The sequence below is a fragment of the Actinomadura sp. 9N407 genome (assembly GCF_044326315.1).
Taxonomy (GTDB): domain Bacteria; phylum Actinomycetota; class Actinomycetes; order Streptosporangiales; family Streptosporangiaceae; genus Spirillospora.
Window position 1 is genome coordinate 32,865 of the sequence record NZ_JBIRAW010000033.1, and the last position, 16,834, is coordinate 49,698.

The 16,834-nt window shown below is 72.9% G+C and carries 13 protein-coding genes; 7 read left to right on the forward strand and 6 right to left on the reverse strand.

What is annotated here, in order from left to right; genetic code table 11:
- Positions 1–23: 23 nt before the first annotated feature.
- Positions 24–2,789 (forward strand): DEAD/DEAH box helicase, encoded by a 2,766-nt coding sequence (locus ACH34Q_RS37135; protein WP_395987851.1) that lies wholly within the window; start codon positions 24–26, stop codon positions 2,787–2,789.
- 76 nt (positions 2,790–2,865) lie between these two features.
- Here the strand turns inward: ACH34Q_RS37135 and ACH34Q_RS37140 are convergent, their stop codons facing one another.
- The 4 genes from ACH34Q_RS37140 to ACH34Q_RS37155 form a co-directional block, all read right to left on the reverse strand.
- Complete coding sequence (locus tag ACH34Q_RS37140; RefSeq protein WP_395987852.1) at positions 2,866–4,875, reverse strand: cytochrome c oxidase assembly protein; 2,010 nt, start codon at positions 4,873–4,875, stop codon at positions 2,866–2,868.
- The gene (locus ACH34Q_RS37145) at positions 4,865–5,488 is read right to left on the reverse strand and encodes a hypothetical protein (RefSeq protein WP_395987853.1); all 624 of its coding nucleotides are present in this window, start codon (positions 5,486–5,488) and stop codon (positions 4,865–4,867) included. The genes ACH34Q_RS37140 and ACH34Q_RS37145 overlap by 11 nt, the downstream gene beginning before the upstream one ends.
- An 83-nt stretch (positions 5,489–5,571) precedes the next feature.
- Positions 5,572–6,528: an alpha/beta hydrolase gene (locus ACH34Q_RS37150; protein ID WP_395987854.1), complete on the reverse strand. Its 957-nt coding sequence runs from the start codon at positions 6,526–6,528 to the stop codon at positions 5,572–5,574.
- Positions 6,529–7,251: 723 nt separating this feature from the next.
- Complete coding sequence (locus tag ACH34Q_RS37155; RefSeq protein ID WP_395987855.1) at positions 7,252–7,983, reverse strand: hypothetical protein; 732 nt, start codon at positions 7,981–7,983, stop codon at positions 7,252–7,254.
- Between the two features lie 147 nt (positions 7,984–8,130).
- On the opposite strand from ACH34Q_RS37155, the gene ACH34Q_RS37160 reads away from it, so the two are divergent.
- Positions 8,131–8,328: a hypothetical protein gene (locus tag ACH34Q_RS37160; protein ID WP_395987856.1), complete on the forward strand. Its 198-nt coding sequence runs from the start codon at positions 8,131–8,133 to the stop codon at positions 8,326–8,328.
- Positions 8,329–8,369: 41 nt separating this feature from the next.
- On the opposite strand, the gene ACH34Q_RS37165 is transcribed toward ACH34Q_RS37160, so the two are convergent.
- Together ACH34Q_RS37165 and ACH34Q_RS37170 are read right to left on the reverse strand one after the other, a co-directional pair.
- Positions 8,370–9,101: a Crp/Fnr family transcriptional regulator gene (locus tag ACH34Q_RS37165; protein ID WP_395987857.1), complete on the reverse strand. Its 732-nt coding sequence runs from the start codon at positions 9,099–9,101 to the stop codon at positions 8,370–8,372.
- A gap of 376 nt (positions 9,102–9,477) precedes the next feature.
- The gene (locus ACH34Q_RS37170; protein WP_395987858.1) at positions 9,478–10,401 is read right to left on the reverse strand and encodes a 5'-3' exonuclease H3TH domain-containing protein; all 924 of its coding nucleotides are present in this window, start codon (positions 10,399–10,401) and stop codon (positions 9,478–9,480) included.
- 133 nt (positions 10,402–10,534) lie between these two features.
- Between ACH34Q_RS37170 and ACH34Q_RS37175 the strand changes: the two genes are divergently transcribed.
- From ACH34Q_RS37175 to ACH34Q_RS37195, 5 genes are all read left to right on the forward strand, one after another.
- On the forward strand, positions 10,535–11,644 hold the full coding sequence (locus ACH34Q_RS37175; protein WP_395987859.1) for a M24 family metallopeptidase: 1,110 nt from the start codon (positions 10,535–10,537) through the stop codon (positions 11,642–11,644).
- 263 nt (positions 11,645–11,907) lie between these two features.
- On the forward strand, positions 11,908–13,137 hold the full coding sequence (locus ACH34Q_RS37180) for an ABC transporter ATP-binding protein (protein ID WP_395987860.1): 1,230 nt from the start codon (positions 11,908–11,910) through the stop codon (positions 13,135–13,137).
- Positions 13,134–14,453, forward strand: coding sequence for an ABC transporter substrate-binding protein (locus tag ACH34Q_RS37185; protein WP_395987861.1), 1,320 nt, complete (start codon positions 13,134–13,136; stop codon positions 14,451–14,453). Before ACH34Q_RS37180 ends, ACH34Q_RS37185 begins: the two co-directional genes overlap by 4 nt.
- Positions 14,454–14,468: 15 nt before the next feature.
- Positions 14,469–15,860, forward strand: a complete 1,392-nt coding sequence (locus ACH34Q_RS37190) for an ABC transporter permease subunit (protein ID WP_395987862.1) — start codon at positions 14,469–14,471, stop codon at positions 15,858–15,860.
- Positions 15,857–16,825 (forward strand): carbohydrate ABC transporter permease, encoded by a 969-nt coding sequence (locus ACH34Q_RS37195; protein WP_395987863.1) that lies wholly within the window; start codon positions 15,857–15,859, stop codon positions 16,823–16,825. Before ACH34Q_RS37190 ends, ACH34Q_RS37195 begins: the two co-directional genes overlap by 4 nt.
- Positions 16,826–16,834 lie beyond the last annotated feature (9 nt).

A 16,834-nucleotide genomic window follows, 5' to 3' on the forward strand; every position in this document is an offset into this window, starting at 1 on the left:
CGGTCCGAACCGAGGCTCGATGTATGACCACCCCCGACACGCAGTCGGCCGCCGACTCCCCGGCGCAGCGGTACGCGGCCTTCCGGCAGCGCACCGACGGCAACGGCCCCGCCCTGCTGGACTTCCAGTCCCTCTACGACTTCGCGCTGGATCCGTTCCAGATCGAGGCCTGCCGGGCGCTGGAGGGCGGCAGCGGCGTGCTGGTCGCCGCGCCCACCGGCTCCGGCAAGACGGTGGTGGGGGAGTTCGCCGTCCATCTGGCCCTCACCGGCGGCGGCAAGTGCTTCTACACCACGCCGATCAAGGCGCTGTCGAACCAGAAGTACGCCGATCTGGTCCGCCGCTACGGCCCCGGCAAGGTCGGGCTGCTCACCGGTGACAACAGCGTCAACGGCGAGGCCCCGATCGTCGTGATGACGACCGAGGTGCTGCGCAACATGCTGTACGCGGGGTCGCAGACCCTGGCCGGCCTGGCGTTCGTGGTGATGGACGAGGTGCACTACCTGGCCGACCGGTTCCGCGGCGCCGTCTGGGAAGAGGTGATCATCCACGTTCCGGAGTCGGTCCGGATCGCGGCGCTGTCGGCGACGGTCAGCAACGCCGAGGAGTTCGGCGAGTGGCTGCAGGAGGTCCGCGGCGACACCGCCGTGATCGTCGACGAGCACCGGCCGGTGCCGCTGTACCAGCACATGCTGGTCGGGACGCGGCTGTACGACCTGTTCGTCGACACCGGCAAGGGCGGCGACCGGCAGGCGAAGATCAATCCGCAGTTGCAGCGGATGGCGGTGGAGGAGGTCCGGCGGAACAAGGTCAACCAGGGCCGCCGTACGGGCCGGCGCCGCGCGCCGCGGCCGCAGCGGTTCCGGCCGCCGTACCGGCCCGACGTGATCGAGCGGCTGGAGCGGGCCGGGCTGCTGCCGGCGATCACGTTCGTGTTCAGCCGGGCGGGCTGCGACGCGGCGGTGCTGCAGTGCCTGACCGCGGGGCTGCGGCTGACCTCCAAGGAGGAGGCCGAGGAGATCCGCGCGCACGCCGAGTTGCGCACGGCCGACATGGCCCGCGACGACCTGCGGATCCTGGGCTATGACGACTTCCTGGCCGGGCTGGAACGCGGCATCGCCGCCCACCACGCGGGGATGCTGCCCACGTTCAAGGAGATCGTGGAGGAGCTGTTCACCCGCGGGCTGACCAAGGCGGTGTTCGCGACCGAGACGCTGGCGCTGGGCATCAACATGCCGGCCCGGACCGTCCTGATCGAAAAGCTCGACAAGTGGAACGGCGAGGCCCATGTCGATCTCACGCCGGGGGAGTACACGCAGCTGACGGGGCGGGCCGGGCGGCGCGGTATCGACGTGGAGGGGCACGCGGTCGTCATCTGGAGCCCCAACGTCGACCCGAACTCGGTCGCGGGGCTGGCCGGCACCCGCACCTACCCGCTGAACTCCAGCTTCCGGCCGTCGTACAACATGGCGGTCAACCTGGTCGGCGCCGTCGGTATCGAGCGGGCCCGCAACCTGCTGGAGCAGTCGTTCGCGCAGTTCCAGGCCGACCGTGCCGTGGTCGGCCTGGCCCGGCAGGTCCGCAAGAACGAGGAGGCCCTGGCCGGGTACGCCAAGGCCGCCGACTGCCATCTGGGCGACTTCATGGAGTACGCGGCGCTGCGGCGGCGCCTGTCGGACCGCGAGGCCGAGCTGGCGCGCGAGCGGTCCACGTCGCGGCGCGCCGAGGCCGCCCGCTCCCTGGAGCACCTGCGGCCCGGGGACGTCATCCTGATCCCGTCGGGGCGCCGGTCGGGTGTCGCGGTGGTGCTGGACCCGGGCCTGGGGCGCCGGTCCGACGGCGCGGCCCCGCTGGTGCTGACGATCAGCCGGTCGGTGCAGCGGCTGTCGATCCAGGACTTCCCGCGCCCGGTGGAGCCGATCGAGCGGATCCGGATTCCCAAGTCGTTCAGTCCCCGCAACCCGCAGGACCGCCGCGACCTGGCCGCCACGCTGCGCAACAAGGTGCCCGACGACGCCCGGGAGCGGCGCGGCGGGCGCGACACCCCCATCGTCGACGACGGCGAGGTCACCCGGCTGCGCGCCGAGCTGCGCTCGCATCCGGTGCACGGCTGCGACAAGCGCGAGGACCACGCCCGCTGGGCCGAGCGGTTCTTCCGGCTCGAGCGCGAGACCGACCAGCTGCGGCGGCGCGTGGAGGGCCGCTCGCAGGTCATCGCGCGGACGTTCGACCGGGTCTGCGCCGTCCTGGACCAGCTCGGCTACCTGTCCGGCGACACCGTCACCGAGGAGGGCCGCCGGCTGGGCCGCATCTACAACGAGCTGGACCTGCTGACCGCCGAGAGCCTGCGCGCGGGGATCTGGGAGCGGCTGGACCACGCCGAGCTGGCCGCGTGCGTGTCGGCGCTGGTGTTCGAGTCGCGGCAGCCCGACGACGCCACCCCGCCGATGACGCCCACCGGGCCCACCCGCGACGCCCTGGCGGCGATGGTGGGACTGTGGGGCGAGCTGGACGGCGTCGAGAGGGACAACCGGGTGTCGTTCCTGCGCGAGCCCGACCTGGGGTTCGCGTGGACGGCGTTCCAGTGGGCCAAGGGCCAGGACCTGGACGAGGTGCTGCTGGAGACCGGGATGACCGCCGGCGACTTCGTCCGGGCCGTCAAGCAGCTGCTGGACCTGCTCGGGCAGGTCGCCGACGCCGCCCCGCCCAACAGCCACATCCGCAAGACCGCCCGCCGCGCCATGGACTCGATGCGCCGCGGCGTCGTCGCCTACACCTCCGTCACCTGAGACCCGGTCACCTGACACCGGTCACCTGACACCGGTCACCTGACACCGGTCACCTGATACGGGCCCTGACACGGGGTCACCCGACGCCGGCGGTCCCGGCGCGCGCCCGCGGCTCGCGCGCCGGGGCCGCGTCGGCGTCGGCGCGGCGGGCGGCGGGCGGGTCGTCGCGGATCCAGCGGTGCGCCAGCGCCATGATGATCACCAGGGCGGCGGCCTCGCCGAGCGCCCAGGCCAGCCCGCCGCCCGCCCGCTGGTCCCGCAGCGCGGTGGCACCCCAGGTACGGCCGAGCCCGGTGAACCAGTCCCCGGCCAGCACCCCGCCCCAGCCCATGATCACGGCGCCGAACAGGGCGTGGAACGGCACCACGCACGCCGCCAGCAGGAACCGCGCGCCCAGCGGCGGGCGCCCCGGCAGCGGATCCCGCCCGATGATCGGCCACAGGTAGCACCCGGCCGACGCCATGAACACCGCCATGCTGAACGCGTGCAGGGCGTGGTTGCGCAGCGACGCCTCGAACAGCGGCGTCAGGTAGAACCCGTACAGCCCGGCGACGAACACCGCCGGCGCGACCAGCGGATGGCACGCCACCCGCAGCGCCCGGCTCCGCAGCGCCGCCACCAGCAGCTCGCGGACCGTACGGCCGCCGCCGGCACTGTCCCGGGGCAGGGCCCGCAGCGTGAGCGTGACCGGTGCCCCCAGCAGCAGCAGGGCGGGCACCAGCAGGCTCACCACCAGGTGCTGGACGACATGCGCGCTGAACAGCACCATGCTGTATCGGGCCAGGCCCCCGCACGTGACCACCAGCAGGGCTGCCAGGCCCGCGTACCAGGCGATGACACGGCCCATGGGCCACCGGGACCCGCCGCGGCGCAGGCGGGCCACCCCGGTGGCGTACAGGGCCGCGCAGGCCACGATCAGGCTCACGAACAGCGGATCGGCCGACCAGCCGGTCAGGGCCGAGGTCCAGCTGAACGGGCCGGGCAGCGGGAACCCCAGCCGCAGCGTCACCAGATCGAGCGTCCCCTGGGAGACCTCCGGGGGCGGCGTCCGGGACAGGCCCGTGGCCAGCGCCATCGTCGCGGCCATCACCACGACCTCGACGGTGGCGATCCTGACGAAGGCCCGCCGCCCCGGCCGCCCGGGATGCTCGCGCAGCGCCGGGATGCTCGCCCGCCGGTGCCACCAGCCCAGGCCGCCGATCGCCGCCAGCGCCGCCGTCTTGGCCGCTACCAGTGCCCCGTACCGGGACCCGAGGTCCAGGCCGTCCAGCCGGATCCAGGCGTTCACGAGCCCGCTGGCGGCGACCAGGGCCAGGCACACCGCCGCCAGGCGGCTGTAGCGGGTCACGACGGCGGGCAGCCACCCGTCCAGGGCGCGGGCGTCGCGGGCGGCGGCCAGCAGGACCACCAGCCCCCCGACCCACAGGGCGGCGCCGACGATGTGCGCGGCGAGGCTGTAGACGGCTGCCGTGTGATGCGAGGTACCGGTGGCGTGCCCGGTGAACACCGGCGGCAGCATTCCCGCCAGGGCCAGGACCAGCACGTACCCGGCGCCGCCCGGCGTGGACACCGGCCGCGACGCCACCGCCACCAGCACGGCCGCCGCCGCGACCATCAGCAGCGCCCGCCCCTGGGGCAGTTCCAGCAGGAAGGTCCGCAGCATGTTGCCCGTGACGCCCGTGGTCACCGGGACACCGAACAGGTCCGCCGCCGAGAACATGATCACCATCAGCATCGCCAGCGCCCACGCCGTCGCCCACAGGGCCGCCGCGCGCAGGTGGCGCCGTACCAGTGCCGCAGGTGCCCGGCCCGGCAGGAACACCGCCGCCAGCAGCAGCCACCCGACGGTCACGGCCCCGCACATGGTCGCGGCGAACTCGGCCAGGGCCAGCCCGCTCTTGGTCATCGCGCCCGCCCGGGTCAGTCCCGGCACGGCCTCCCCGCCCAGCGCGCCGCCGAACCGCAGCACCAGCGCCAGCACCAGCACGCCCGCGCCGGCCGCCGCCGGCCACGGCGTCAGCGGCCGCCCGCCGGGCGCGCGGGGGGTCGTCATGAGCGCCGGGCCCGGCCTGCCGTCAATGCTCACGTCGCCCTCGCGGAGTGTCGGGTACGGGATCCTCGTCCGGCTGTACGGCGCCGCCGCCGTGCGCGTTCACGGCCGGCGGGCACGGCTCGCCCGGAGCGAGCCCGTGCCGCGCCAGGAACTCCGTCAGCCCGGCCCCGGCCGCCGTCAGCGTCCGGCCGCAGCCGCCGCAGGTCGCGCACCGGACCCGCTCGGGACCGTCCGGGCGCGACCTCATGTGATCGCCGATGGCGCGGTCGATCACCGTGACGATCGCCGGCGTCCCGATCTCCCGCGCGGCGCCGGAGGATCCCTGGGCGGCATCGGGGTCCTGGGAGATCTGCGGGATGCCCTCGGGGACCGTCGGCTGGGCACCGTTCGGCTGCGCACCGTTCTGCTGGGTAGCGTTCGGCCGGGCACCGTGCGGGACCGGCCGGGCGAGGGCCGCGCGGGCCAGGTGCAGGTCGGTGGCCCGGCGGGCGGCCTGCGCGACCCGGACCAGCTCACCGGCCCGCTCGTGCCACGCCCGCCAGTCACCGGAGTACACCGTTCCCGTGCCCTCGCAGGCCGGGCAGGGGGCCTCCAGCGCGGGCAGCAGCCGCTCCCAGAGATCGCCGGTGCCGTCCGGCCCGGTCATCGTGGACCTGACCCCAAAGGAGCCTCCCCTCCGCGGGCGGGAGATGCGGTCTGCCTGCTGTACGGGATCTTCCGGCCCGCGGTTCAGCCGTTCAGGGCCTCCAGCAGCGCCGGGTAGGCGCGGTGCAGTTCCCGCTGCCAGTACGGCCAGTCGTGCTGCCCGTCGTAGAAGCGCGCCGTCACGGGGATGCCCAGGCTCTGCAGCCGGCCGGTGAACGCCCGGGCATGGTCGTAGGTGCCCGACTCGACGGGATCGGTGAACGGCATCCCGCCCAGGGACCCGGCGCGCCCGTTCCCCGAGGCGACCCACAGGCGCACGCCCTTCAGCCTCCCGGCCACGTCGTAGGGGTTGTGCGCGTGCCAGATCGCCGCCTGGTCGTCGGGGTCGCCCCACACGCGGCGCCAGTCGGTGCCCGGGCAGACCAGGGAAGGCCCCCACCCGATCGAGTCGTCGCCCGGCCGGTGCCCGTAGCGGGTGTGCAGGTAGCCGCTGAACGCCGCCGCCGCACGGAACGTTCCGGGGAACCTGGCCGCGTACAGCATGGTGCCCAGGCCGCCCATGGAGTTGCCGGCGATCGCGCGCCGCGGCCCGGCCCGGTAGCCGCGCTCCAGGATCCGCCGGACCTCGCCCATGTGGAAGGCCTCCCAGGCGGGTGAGCCGCCGTCGCCGTAGTTCCACCAGTCGGAGTAGTTGCCGCAGCGGCCGCCGTTGGGCATCACGACCAGCACGCCGGAACCGGCGGTGAGCCGCTCGACGTCGGTCTCGCGCGTCCACGCGGTGTAGTCGTCGGCGCCGCCGTGCAGCAGCCACAGCACCGGCCAGGTGCGTGCGGCGTCGCGCGACCAGCCGGAGGGCAGCAGCAGGCGGACCTTCTCCTGGCGGCCCAGCGCCGGAGACCGGACGGTGAGGTCGATCGCGCGCGGGCCCGCGGCGGTCTCGGCGACGACCCGCGCCTCGGCCGGCGCCGGAGCCGTGGAGGCGCGGGCGGGTGCGGGCGCGGTGGCGAAGAGGGTGAAGAGCAGCATGAGGGCCCCCGCCATTGCGGCAGGGGTGATGCGACGTGCCAATGCAGGGAGCCTTTCGGGAGCGCTCGAACAGCGGGGGCGGGGAGTGGGCGCGCGTTGGCGCATCCGCTGAACGAGGCGGCCGAAAGAAAGGGGTTCGGCGTGCAGGAAGGGAACGGAAGGTGAATCCGGCCGCCCGTCCAATTGCGGCGATAATGGGAATGTCCCCGCGTCCGGGCGGATTCAAAGCGCGGCCCGCGGCTTTATATGATGCATCACCCGGCGCGGCGTCCCAGGTGGGAGCGGGTGGGACGGGACGAGGCGCGGGGAACACGAGGGAATGCGGGAGAACGCGGAGAAAAAGGTGGGGCCCGGAGGCTTTACCCGGCCTCCGGGCCCCTTGGTTACCGCCCACGTGCGCACGCCGGCACTTTTAAGGGTACGGGTCAGTCCTCATGTCCCCGTGCTCTACGGTTGAGCTACCGCGCCATGGAGAGGCGCGGGCCGGAGTTGAACCGGCACTGCGGGGATCAACGCCCGTACCCGGGCGATCCGGCGATCGGCGGTGAATACTGAATCTGGAGCGATAGTCTGAGCTTGAACACGGCCGCCTCTACCGTTGGGCCACCCCGGCGTGTGGTGCCGGGGGAGGGACTCGAACCCCCATGAAACCGTGCGGTTCAGTCTGACGTTTCAGTTTCAGGTTCCGCGCTTTTTGAGCGCGTATTTCCCCGCTGCTCGGGCGGGGAGTCTGTGACTTTACTCGAAAAGGTAGCCGAAGACCACCTCGCCGACGCTCCGCTCGTCCACCTCGGTGGCGTTGGCCTCCTCGCGGGCGAACTTGACCGCCTGCTGCAGCCGGTCGACGCGGTCCAGCAGCTCGTTGACGCGCCGCGCGGGCAGCGCGCCGGAGAACTTGACCGTCGTCCAGTAGCCGACCGCGACGTCCTCGTAGAACACCTCGACCTGGGCCGGGTGCTTGTCGGTCGCCTCGGCCTTGACGTGGTTGAACGGCACCTTCTTGGTCTTGACCGTGCGGACCGGCTCGGTCTTCCAGCCGTCGCTGGAGGCGTCGAACACCCACGACTCGGCGGCGTCCAGGACCGGCAGCTTCTTGACCAGGGTGTGCAGGTCGACCAGCTGCTTCTCCAGGAACAGCAGGTAGGTGACCGGCACGTCGCGCAGCAGGGTCCGGCCGTCGACGGTGACGTCGGCGCGGGCGACGCAGTTGGTCCAGTCCTTGGTCGCGGTCACGTCGAACAGCCGGGTCAGCGTGGCGGCGGTCCGCCGCAGTACCTCCTCGGTCTTGACCTGGACCCGCGTCGACTCGGGCGGCAGCTGCTCGCCGTCTTCGTCCCTGGGCTGGTAGGTACGGGAGATGCCCGACAGCAGGGGCTGCTTCTGCAGGCCGTGGTGGGCGTCGGTCAGGTCGCGCAGCGACTTGGCCTTCACGCCCTTCTCGACGGCGATGATCTGGTTGAGCTTCGGCACGTTTCCTCCTGATCGGACGGAACGACCGTACCGGTTTCGGACATCCGCCCGCATGCGGTTTTCGCGCGCCATAACCGGCGGGCGTTTGCCGGGCGGCTGCGCGGACATCGCTGCTGCGACCCGGGGACACCCGACCTAGGAGGTTCCATGCTCGCGATCGTCGCGGCCGTCGTCTTCGGCCTGGCGCTGCTGTTCGACCTGGCCGACGTGGCGTCCGACCCGTTCGACTACCAGACGCTCATCACCGTCGGCCTGCTGCTGCTCGCCCTGCACCTGGCCGGCATCGGCGGCGGGACCGACTGGCGCAGCCGCGGCTGGTCGCGCCGCCGCACCACCCGCCGCTGACCGCACGCGCTACTGATCTACAATGTAAAGGGGTCGGCCGGTCACGATTCCGGCCGGCCCTGCGCGTACTCGCGCAGGCCGGGCAGGTCCTCCACGATGATCCGCCGCCAGCCGGTACGGACCAGGCCGAGCGCGCGCAGGCTGTTGAGCGCGCGGGCGACGGTCTCGCGCGAGGCGTCCATGCAGCTGCCCAGCTCCTCCTGCGACAGCGGCGGGGCGATCTCGATGCTGCCGTCGGGCTCGGGCGGTGCGTGCCGGGCCGACAGCTCGGCCAGGCCCGCCAGCAGCTGGGCCAGCCGCTGGTCGCCCTTGGCCGACACGTGCGCCTGCAGCCGCTGGTCGGCGTCGTCGAGGCGGCGCACGAACGTCCCGCTGACCAGCCGCCAGACCGTGGCGTGCGCGTCCAGGAAGCCGGTGAAGCGGGCGGCGGGCACCACCAGCGCCCGGATCGGGTTCAGCGCGGTGACGGTCGCCGACCGCTGCCGGCTGCCCAGCACCGCGCTCTCGCAGACCAGATCGCCGGGGCCGCGCACGGCCAGCACCACGTCGTGGCCGTCCTCGGTGGAGGAGGTCACCTTCGCCCAGCCCTCCTCGATGATGACGATGTGGTCCGACTCCTCGCCCTGGTAGCACAGCGGCTTCTTGGCGGGGTAATGGCGCCGCCGCGCGACCTGCCGCAGGGCGTCGCGCTGAACCTGGTCGAGGGCGTCCCAGAAACCGTCGCGGCGCCCGTTGGGCACGCCGTCGCGCGGCGGGGAGATCCGTTCGGTCACGGGAGGTCCGTTTCCTGGGCCCGCCCGGCGGGCGGGCTCTGGGGCCTGAGTGAGGGTGACTCCAGTGGACAGGCGGCGCGCCGGTATGGCAAGCGCCCCGCCGGAAGGGTCGTCGGGGAACCGGTGCCCGCGGCATTTGGGGGGAGTGGGGCGGTGAGGCCCAGTGCCGCGGGCACCGGCCCGCTCGTGCGCCGGCGACCGCGGGCCGCCTTCAGCGGGCGGCCCGCGATGCTCCGGCGGCCATGTGTGCGTGCTGCTGTCCACATCTCCCAGGAAACCCCGTCATTGATCACGATGGTGCTCCCGCGGGCACGCGCTGTCTGCGTCATCTGACACATTGGGCGCCGCCGGCCTTACCTTCGGGTCAGCTCCGGGGTCAGGACGGGGCGAGCGCGTTCAGCAGCCGGTTGACGGGGCCGGTGAGGTTCCACTCGTCGGCCAGCGCGATCAGGGCCTCGGGATCGCGCGGCGTCGCGGGCAGCCGGTCGTCCAGGTCGCGCAGCGCCGGGTCGCCGATGTCGGTGACCACCCTGACCACGGTCTCGGCCACCGCGAGGTAGTCGTGCGCGGCCTCCATCCGGCGGCGCGCGCCGGCGGGGAACCCCTCGGTCGTGCCGGCCTCCAGCGCGGCCAGGATGCCCTCCAGCGACCCGAACCTGGTCACCAGCGCCGCAGCGGTCTTGTCGCCCACGCCCGGAACGCCGGGCAGCCCGTCGCTGGGGTCGCCGCGCAGCGTGGCGTAGTCGGCGTAGCCGCGGCCGGGGATGCCGTACTTGTCCGCGACCTCCTTCTCGCCCATCACCTGCAGGTTGCGGATGCCGCGCGCGGTGTACAGCACCAGCACCGGGCCGCGCTCGTCGACGAGCTGGAACAGGTCGCGGTCGCCGGTCACGATGTCGACCGGCCCCTGGGGCGCGCCGCGTACGGCCAGGGTGCCGATGACGTCGTCGGCCTCGTACCCCGCCGCTCCCACGACGGCCAGCCCGAACGCCTTCAGCACCGCGTCGATCACCGGCAGCTGCGCCTCCAGCGCGTCCGGTGTCTGGTCGCCGCCGGTCTCGGCGACCCGGTGGGCCTTGTACGAGGGCAGCGCCTGCACCCGGAACGCCGGCCGCCAGTCGGCGTCCATGCAGCACACCAGCCGCTCGGGCCGGCGGTCCTGGACCAGCCGCGCGATCATGTCGATCAGCCCCCGGACGGCGTTCACCGGCGTCCCGTCGGGCGCCTTGACCGATTCGGGCACCCCGAAGAAGGCGCGGAAGTACAGCGACGGCGTGTCCAGCAGCATCAGCCCGCTCATTCCCACATCGTCGCACGCCGGTGCGACACCGCCGGCCCGCCCTTGCGATGCTGGTCCCGTACGCGGTGCGGGCGGGCCGGGCCGACCGGCCGGGCGGCCGGCGGGGTGGAGACGAACAGGGATGGAGACGGACGTGACAGAGTCGTTGTATCCGCGCGAGCGCCTCACGCAGGTACGGGAGGCGGCCGGAGCGGCGGGGCTCGGCGCGCTGCTGCTGACGCCGGGGCCGGATCTGCGGTACGTCACCGGCTACGACGCGCTGCAGCTGGAACGGCTGACCTGCCTGGTCGTGCCGGCGGCGGGCGAGCCGTTCCTGGTGGTGCCGCGCCTGGAGCTGCCCGCGGCGAAGGAGTCGCCGGCCGGCGCGCTCGGCGTGGAGCTGGTGCCCTGGGACGAGACCGACGACCCGTTCGCGCTGGTGGCGGCGCGGCTGCCGGGGGACGCGGCGAAGGTGGCGGTGGCCGACCGGATGTGGGCGGCGATGGCGCTGCGGTTCCGTGCCGCGATGCCGGGCGCCGAGCAGGTCGCGGCCGGGCAGGTGATGCGCGGGCTGCGGATGCGCAAGAGCGCCGCCGAGGTGGCGGCGCTGCGCGAGGCGGGCGCGGCGATCGACCGGGTGCACCGCCGCGTCCCGGAGTTCCTGAAGCCGGGCCGGACCGAGCGGGAGGTCGCGCGCGACATCGCCGACGCGATCATCGCCGAGGGGCACGCGAGCGTGGACTTCGTCATCGTCGGCGCGGGGCCCAACGGCGCCAACCCGCACGCCGAGCCGTCCGAGCGCCCCGTCCGGGCCGGCGAGCCGGTGGTGGTCGACATCGGCGGGACGATGCCGAGCGGCTACTGCTCCGACTCCACCCGCAACTACTGCGTGGGCACGCCCCCGGCCGACTACGTCGCGTACTACGACGTGCTGCGCGAGGCGCAGGAGGCCTCGTGCGCGGCGGTACGGCCCGGGGCCACGCCCGAGGCCGTGGACGCCGCGGGCCGCGGCATCATCGAGGCGGCCGGGTACGGCGAGCACTTCTTCCACCGGACCGGGCACGGCATCGGGCTGGAGACGCACGAGGAGCCCTACATCGTGGCGGGCAACACCGAGCCGCTGGAGCCGGGGATGGCGTTCTCGGTCGAGCCGGGCATCTACCCGGGGCCGCACGGCGCGCGGATCGAGGACATCGTGGTGTGCACCGAGACGGGGGCCGAGCGGCTGAACCTCACCACCCGGGAGACGGTCATCGTGCACTGACGGTGCACTGACGCGTCCGCACTCGTTCGTGCACTGACGCGCGACCCGCAGCGGGGGGGGGGGGCCCCCGCCCCCCCCCCCCGCCGCTGCATTCGTTCCTTATGTACGTCTGGATAACGATATGTACACCGTTTGGGCCACCCGGCGGGGCCCTATTGCGGCCCGGTCGCCCCGCCCTGTACGAACCTAGGCATTGTCCCGCAGGGGTTGCCCACGCATGTTCCGAAGGTTGCGCGCGCGGCGTTCGGGCGAAAGGAGACGGTGTGGCAGAGGTGGCCCTCACCAGTGTCGGGAAGGTCTATCCCGACGGCACCCGGGCCGTGACCGACCTGAGCCTGTCGGTCGCCGACGGGGAGTTCCTGGTCCTGGTCGGTCCCTCGGGATGCGGCAAGACCACCGCGCTGCGGATGGTCGCGGGCCTGGAGGAGATCTCCGAGGGCGAGGTCGTGATCGGCGGCCGCGTGGTCAACCGGGTGCCCGCCCGCGACCGGGACGTGGCGATGGTGTTCCAGAGCTACGCGCTCTACCCGCACCTGTCGGTACGCGACAACATCGGCTTCGGGCTGTCGCTGCGCCGGATGCCCAAGAAGGAGATCCGGGAGAAGGTCGAGCACGCCGCCCGGATCCTGGGCCTCACCGACCACCTGGACCGCAAGCCCCGCAACCTGTCGGGCGGGCAGCGGCAGCGGGTCGCGATGGGCCGCGCGATCGTCCGCGAGCCGCAGGCGTTCCTGATGGACGAGCCGCTGTCGAACCTGGACGCCAAACTGCGCGTCCAGATGCGCGCCGAGATCGCCCGCATCCAGCGCGACCTCGGCGTCACCACCGTCTACGTCACCCACGACCAGACCGAGGCGATGACGCTCGGCGACCGCGTCGCGGTGATGAAGAAGGGCGAGCTGCAGCAGGTCGCGCCCCCGCAGGAGCTGTACGACCGGCCCGCGAACCTGTTCGTGGCCGGCTTCATCGGCTCGCCCGCCATGAACCTGCTCCAGGCCCGGCTGGCCGGCGACGCCGGCGCCGCGCGCCTGGAGGTCGGCGGCCAGACGCTGGAGCTGCCGGCCGGCGCGCTGCGGGACCGGCCCGCGCTGGCCCCCTACCTCGGCCGCGACGTCGTCGTCGGGATCCGCCCCGAGGACATGGAGGACGCCGAACTGGCCGAGGCGGGCGGCGGCGCCCGGCTGGCGGCCACCGCCGACCTGGTCGAGGCGATGGGCTCGGACGTGCTGGTGCACTTCGCGGTCGAGGCCGAGCGCGTCGTCACCGAGGACACCCGGGAACTCGCCCGCGACGCCGGCACCGACGTGCTCGGCGTCCTGGACGCGCCCCGTACGGACCTGGTCGCGCGGTTCAGCCCGCGCACCCGAGTCAAGGTCGGCGACCCGGTGGAGGTCCGGGTCGATACCGGCCGGCTGCATTTCTTCGATATCGAGACCGGCGCGTCGATCTGGGGATCGGACGGCGCCGGATCGTCCAGGGAGGATGAGGGATGAGGGTCAGCAGGCGAGTGTTGAGCACCGCCGTGGCGGCGGGGCTGCTGGTGTCGGCGGCCGGCTGCGGCGGCGACGACGGCGGGGGAGACGAGACCCTGCCGGGCGGCGGCGCGCTCAAGGGCGTCAAGGTCGAGGTCGCCGCCAAGTGGACCGGGCCGGAGGAGAAGAACTTCCGCGAGGTCCTCAAGGCGTTCGAGAAGAAGACCGGCGCGACGGTCGCGTACGCGTCCACCGGCGAGAACACCGACGCCTTCCTCGGCCCGCGGCTGCAGGCCAACCAGCCGCCGGACGTGGCGATCCTGCCGCAGCCGGGCCTGATGAAGCAGTACGCGGCCAAGGGCTCGCTGAAGGCGCTGGGCACCGACGTGACCCAGCAGATCGACGCGAACTTCACGCCGTACTGGAAGGAGCTCGGCTCGGCCGAGGGCAAGACCTACGGCGTGCTGATCAAGGCCGCCTACAAGTCCATCATGTGGTACCGGCCGCAGGTGTTCTCCGACGCCGGCGTGCAGCCCCCGGCGACCTGGGCGGACCTGGTGAAGGCGGCCGGGACCGTACGGGACTCGGGCACCACCCCGTTCACGCTGGCCGCCGGCCCGCAGGACGCCTGGACGCTCACCGACTGGTTCGAGAACGTCTACCTGTCGCAGGCCGGGCCGGACAAGTACGACCAGCTGGCCGAGCACGAGATCAAGTGGACCGACCCGTCGGTGGCCAAGGCGCTGGAGACCCTGGCGGAGATCTGGGGCAAGCCGGACCTGTTCGCCGGTGGCGTCTCGCAGGCCACCAAGACCAAGTTCGACGCCTCGGTGACCGAGGTGTTCGGCCAGCAGAAGGCCGCGATGGTCTACGGCGGCGACTTCGCCGCCGCCAACATCGGCACCACCAAGTCCAAGGTCGGCACCGACGCCAAGGTGTTCGCCTTCCCCAAGGCGGGCGACACCGCCCCGGCGATGCTGGGCGGTGACATCGCGGTCGCGCTGAAGGACGGCAAGGGCGCGATGGAGCTGATGAAGTTCCTGGCCTCGCCCGAGGCCGGCAAGATCTGGGCGGGCCTGGGCGGCTACCTGTCGCCGAACAAGGGCGTCCCCCCGGAGGCCTACGCCGACCCGGTCGCCAAGCAGCTCATCGCCCAGCTCCAGCAGGCCGGCGACGCCGCCCGCTACGACATGTCGGACTTGACCCCGGCCGCGTTCGGCGGCACGCCCGGCAAGGGCATGTGGGAGGCGCTGCGCGGCTTCGTGCAGAAGCCCTCCGATGTCAAGGGCACCCAGGCCAAGCTGGAGGCCGAGGCCGCGAAGGCCTACAAGAGTTAGGGCCGGAACCCCCGAATGAAGGTCGATCACGACGACGAGGTGCCGCCGGCCGGTCCGGCCGGCGGCGCCTCCGCCGCGGCGGGCGGCGAGCCCGCCCGTCCCGCCCGCACCGGCCGGGGGCGGGGCGGGATCGCCCCGCCGTCCTGGTTCGCGGTGCTGTTCCTGCTGCCGGCCCTGCTGCTGCTGGGCTTCCTGGTGGTCTATCCGATCGTCTACTCGGTGATCCGCAGCTTCTTCGACGCCTCCGGCGGCTTCGCCGGCCTGGACAACTACATCGGGGTGTTCCAGGGCCACGACAACCTGGTCGCGGTCCGCAACACCGCGATCTGGGTGGTGGTGGCGCCGAGCCTGGTCACCATCGTCGGCCTGATCTTCGCCGTGCTCACCGAGCGGGTCCGCTGGGCCACGGTGTTCAAGCTGGTGGTGTTCATGCCGATGGCGATCTCGTTCCTGGCCTCCGGGGTGATCTTCCGGCTGGTGTACGAGCAGGACCCCGACAAGGGCGTGGCCAACGCCGCGATGGTCGCCGTCCACGACACCTTCGCCGCGGACGCCAGCTACCCGGGCGCGGGCCCCCGCACCGGGGACAAGCAGCCGGTCCGCGCCGAAGGCGGCGCCGTCACCGTCACCGCCCCCGTGGCCGCCGGGCAGAGCGCGCTGGTCCCCCTGGTGCGGGTCAAGGCCGAGCACCTGCCCAAGGACGCCGAGCCCGCGGCGGCGCCACCGGCCGCCAAGGCCGGCGAGGTGACCGGCACCGTGTGGTTCGACTTCACCAAGGGCGGCGGCGGGGCACTGAACCAGCCCAACGCCGGTGAGTCCGGCCTGCCGGGCGTCACCGTCCAGGCCAAGCAGGGCGACATCGTCGCCGGGGAGGCCACCACCCGCGCGGACGGCACGTTCACGATCTCCGGGCTGCGGGCCGGGACGTTCACCGTCACGGTGCCCCCCGAGACCTTCACCGCCGCCTACGGCGGCGCGGAGTGGCTGGGCGGCACGCTGATCACGCCGGCCATCATCGGGTCCTACCTGTGGGTGTGGGCGGGGTTCGCGATGGTGCTGATCGCCGCCGGGCTGGCCGCCATCCCCCGCGACGCGCTGGAGGCGGCGCGGGTCGACGGCGGCACCGAATGGCAGGTGTTCCGGCGGGTGACGATCCCGCTGCTGGCACCGGTGCTGATGGTGGTGCTGGTGACCCTGGTCATCAACGTGCTGAAGGTCTTCGACCTGGTGTTCATCATCGGCGGCGGCGATCCGAACGCCAGCGTGCTGGCCCTGCGGATGTGGACCGAGTCGTTCGGCGGCGGCAACGACCAGGGCTCGGGCAGCGCGATCGCGGTGCTGCTGTTCCTGCTGGTGGTGCCCGCCATGCTGTTCAACATCCGGCGCCTGCGGCAGGAGCGGTCATGAGTTCACCGGACACCGCGCCGGACAGCGCCGAGCGCGAGCCCACCCGTACGGAAAAGAAGGCGGGCGCGAAGGACGCGGCGGGCGCGGCGGGCGCGCCCCGGCGGAGCGTGGCCGCGCGGGTGATCGGACGGCTCGGCGGCGGCGTGGCGCAGGCGATGCTGGCCGTGGTGGCGCTGTTCTGGCTGGTCCCCACGTTCGGCCTGCTGATGGCCTCGCTGCGCTCCAACGAGGACAACAACGCCGGCGGCTGGTGGCAGGTGTTCACCGCGCCGACCCAGCTGACCGGCCAGGCGTACACGGCGCTGCTGGACAAGCCCGACTTCGTCGCCTCGTTCTGGAACACCGTGCTGATCACGGTGCCGTCCACGCTGCTGGTGGTGGCGATCGCCTCACTGGCCGCGTACGCGTTCGCGTGGCTGGAGTTCCCCGGCCGCGACTGGCTGTTCCTGCTGGTCGTGGCGCTGCTGGTGGTACCGGTCCAGGTGGCGCTGATCCCGGTCGCCGAGCTGTACGGGCGGATCGACTTCGGCGGCTTCCAGATGTTCGGCTCGGTCACCGGCGTGGTGCTGTTCCACGTGGCGTTCGGGCTGCCGTTCGCCATCTTCCTGCTGCGCAACTTCTTCGCCGCCATCCCGCGCGACCTGCTGGAGGCGGCGCGGATGGACGGCGGCTCGGAGTGGACGATCTTCCGGCGGGTGATCTTCCCGCTGGGCGGCCCGGCGATCGCCTCGCTGGGCATCTTCCAGTTCCTGTGGGTGTGGAACGACCTGCTGGTCGCGCTGGTGTTCGCCGACACCGCCTCGCAGCCGATGACCAAGTGGCTGCAGTCGCAGATGCGGCAGTTCACCGGCAACATCGACGTGCTGGCGCCGGGCGCGTTCCTGTCGCTGCTCATCCCGCTGGCGGTGTTCTTCGCGTTCCAGCGCTACTTCGTGCAGGGCGTGCTAGCCGGCTCGGTCAAGTGACCGCGCGGT

Excerpts from the sequence above, each read along its gene's own strand:
- ACH34Q_RS37185 (WP_395987861.1), top strand. The coding sequence starts at position 13,134 with ATGAGGGTCAGCAGGCGAGTGTTGAGCACCGCCGTGGCGGCGGGGCTG.
- ACH34Q_RS37135 (WP_395987851.1), top strand. The coding sequence starts at position 24 with ATGACCACCCCCGACACGCAGTCGGCCGCCGACTCCCCGGCGCAGCGG.
- ACH34Q_RS37150 (WP_395987854.1), bottom strand. The coding sequence starts at position 6,528 with ATGGCGGGGGCCCTCATGCTGCTCTTCACCCTCTTCGCCACCGCGCCC.
- ACH34Q_RS37195 (WP_395987863.1), top strand. The coding sequence starts at position 15,857 with ATGAGTTCACCGGACACCGCGCCGGACAGCGCCGAGCGCGAGCCCACC.
- ACH34Q_RS37160 (WP_395987856.1), top strand. The coding sequence starts at position 8,131 with ATGCTCGCGATCGTCGCGGCCGTCGTCTTCGGCCTGGCGCTGCTGTTC.
- ACH34Q_RS37170 (WP_395987858.1), bottom strand. The coding sequence starts at position 10,401 with ATGAGCGGGCTGATGCTGCTGGACACGCCGTCGCTGTACTTCCGCGCC.
- ACH34Q_RS37145 (WP_395987853.1), bottom strand. The coding sequence starts at position 5,488 with ATGACCGGGCCGGACGGCACCGGCGATCTCTGGGAGCGGCTGCTGCCC.
- ACH34Q_RS37190 (WP_395987862.1), top strand. The coding sequence starts at position 14,469 with ATGAAGGTCGATCACGACGACGAGGTGCCGCCGGCCGGTCCGGCCGGC.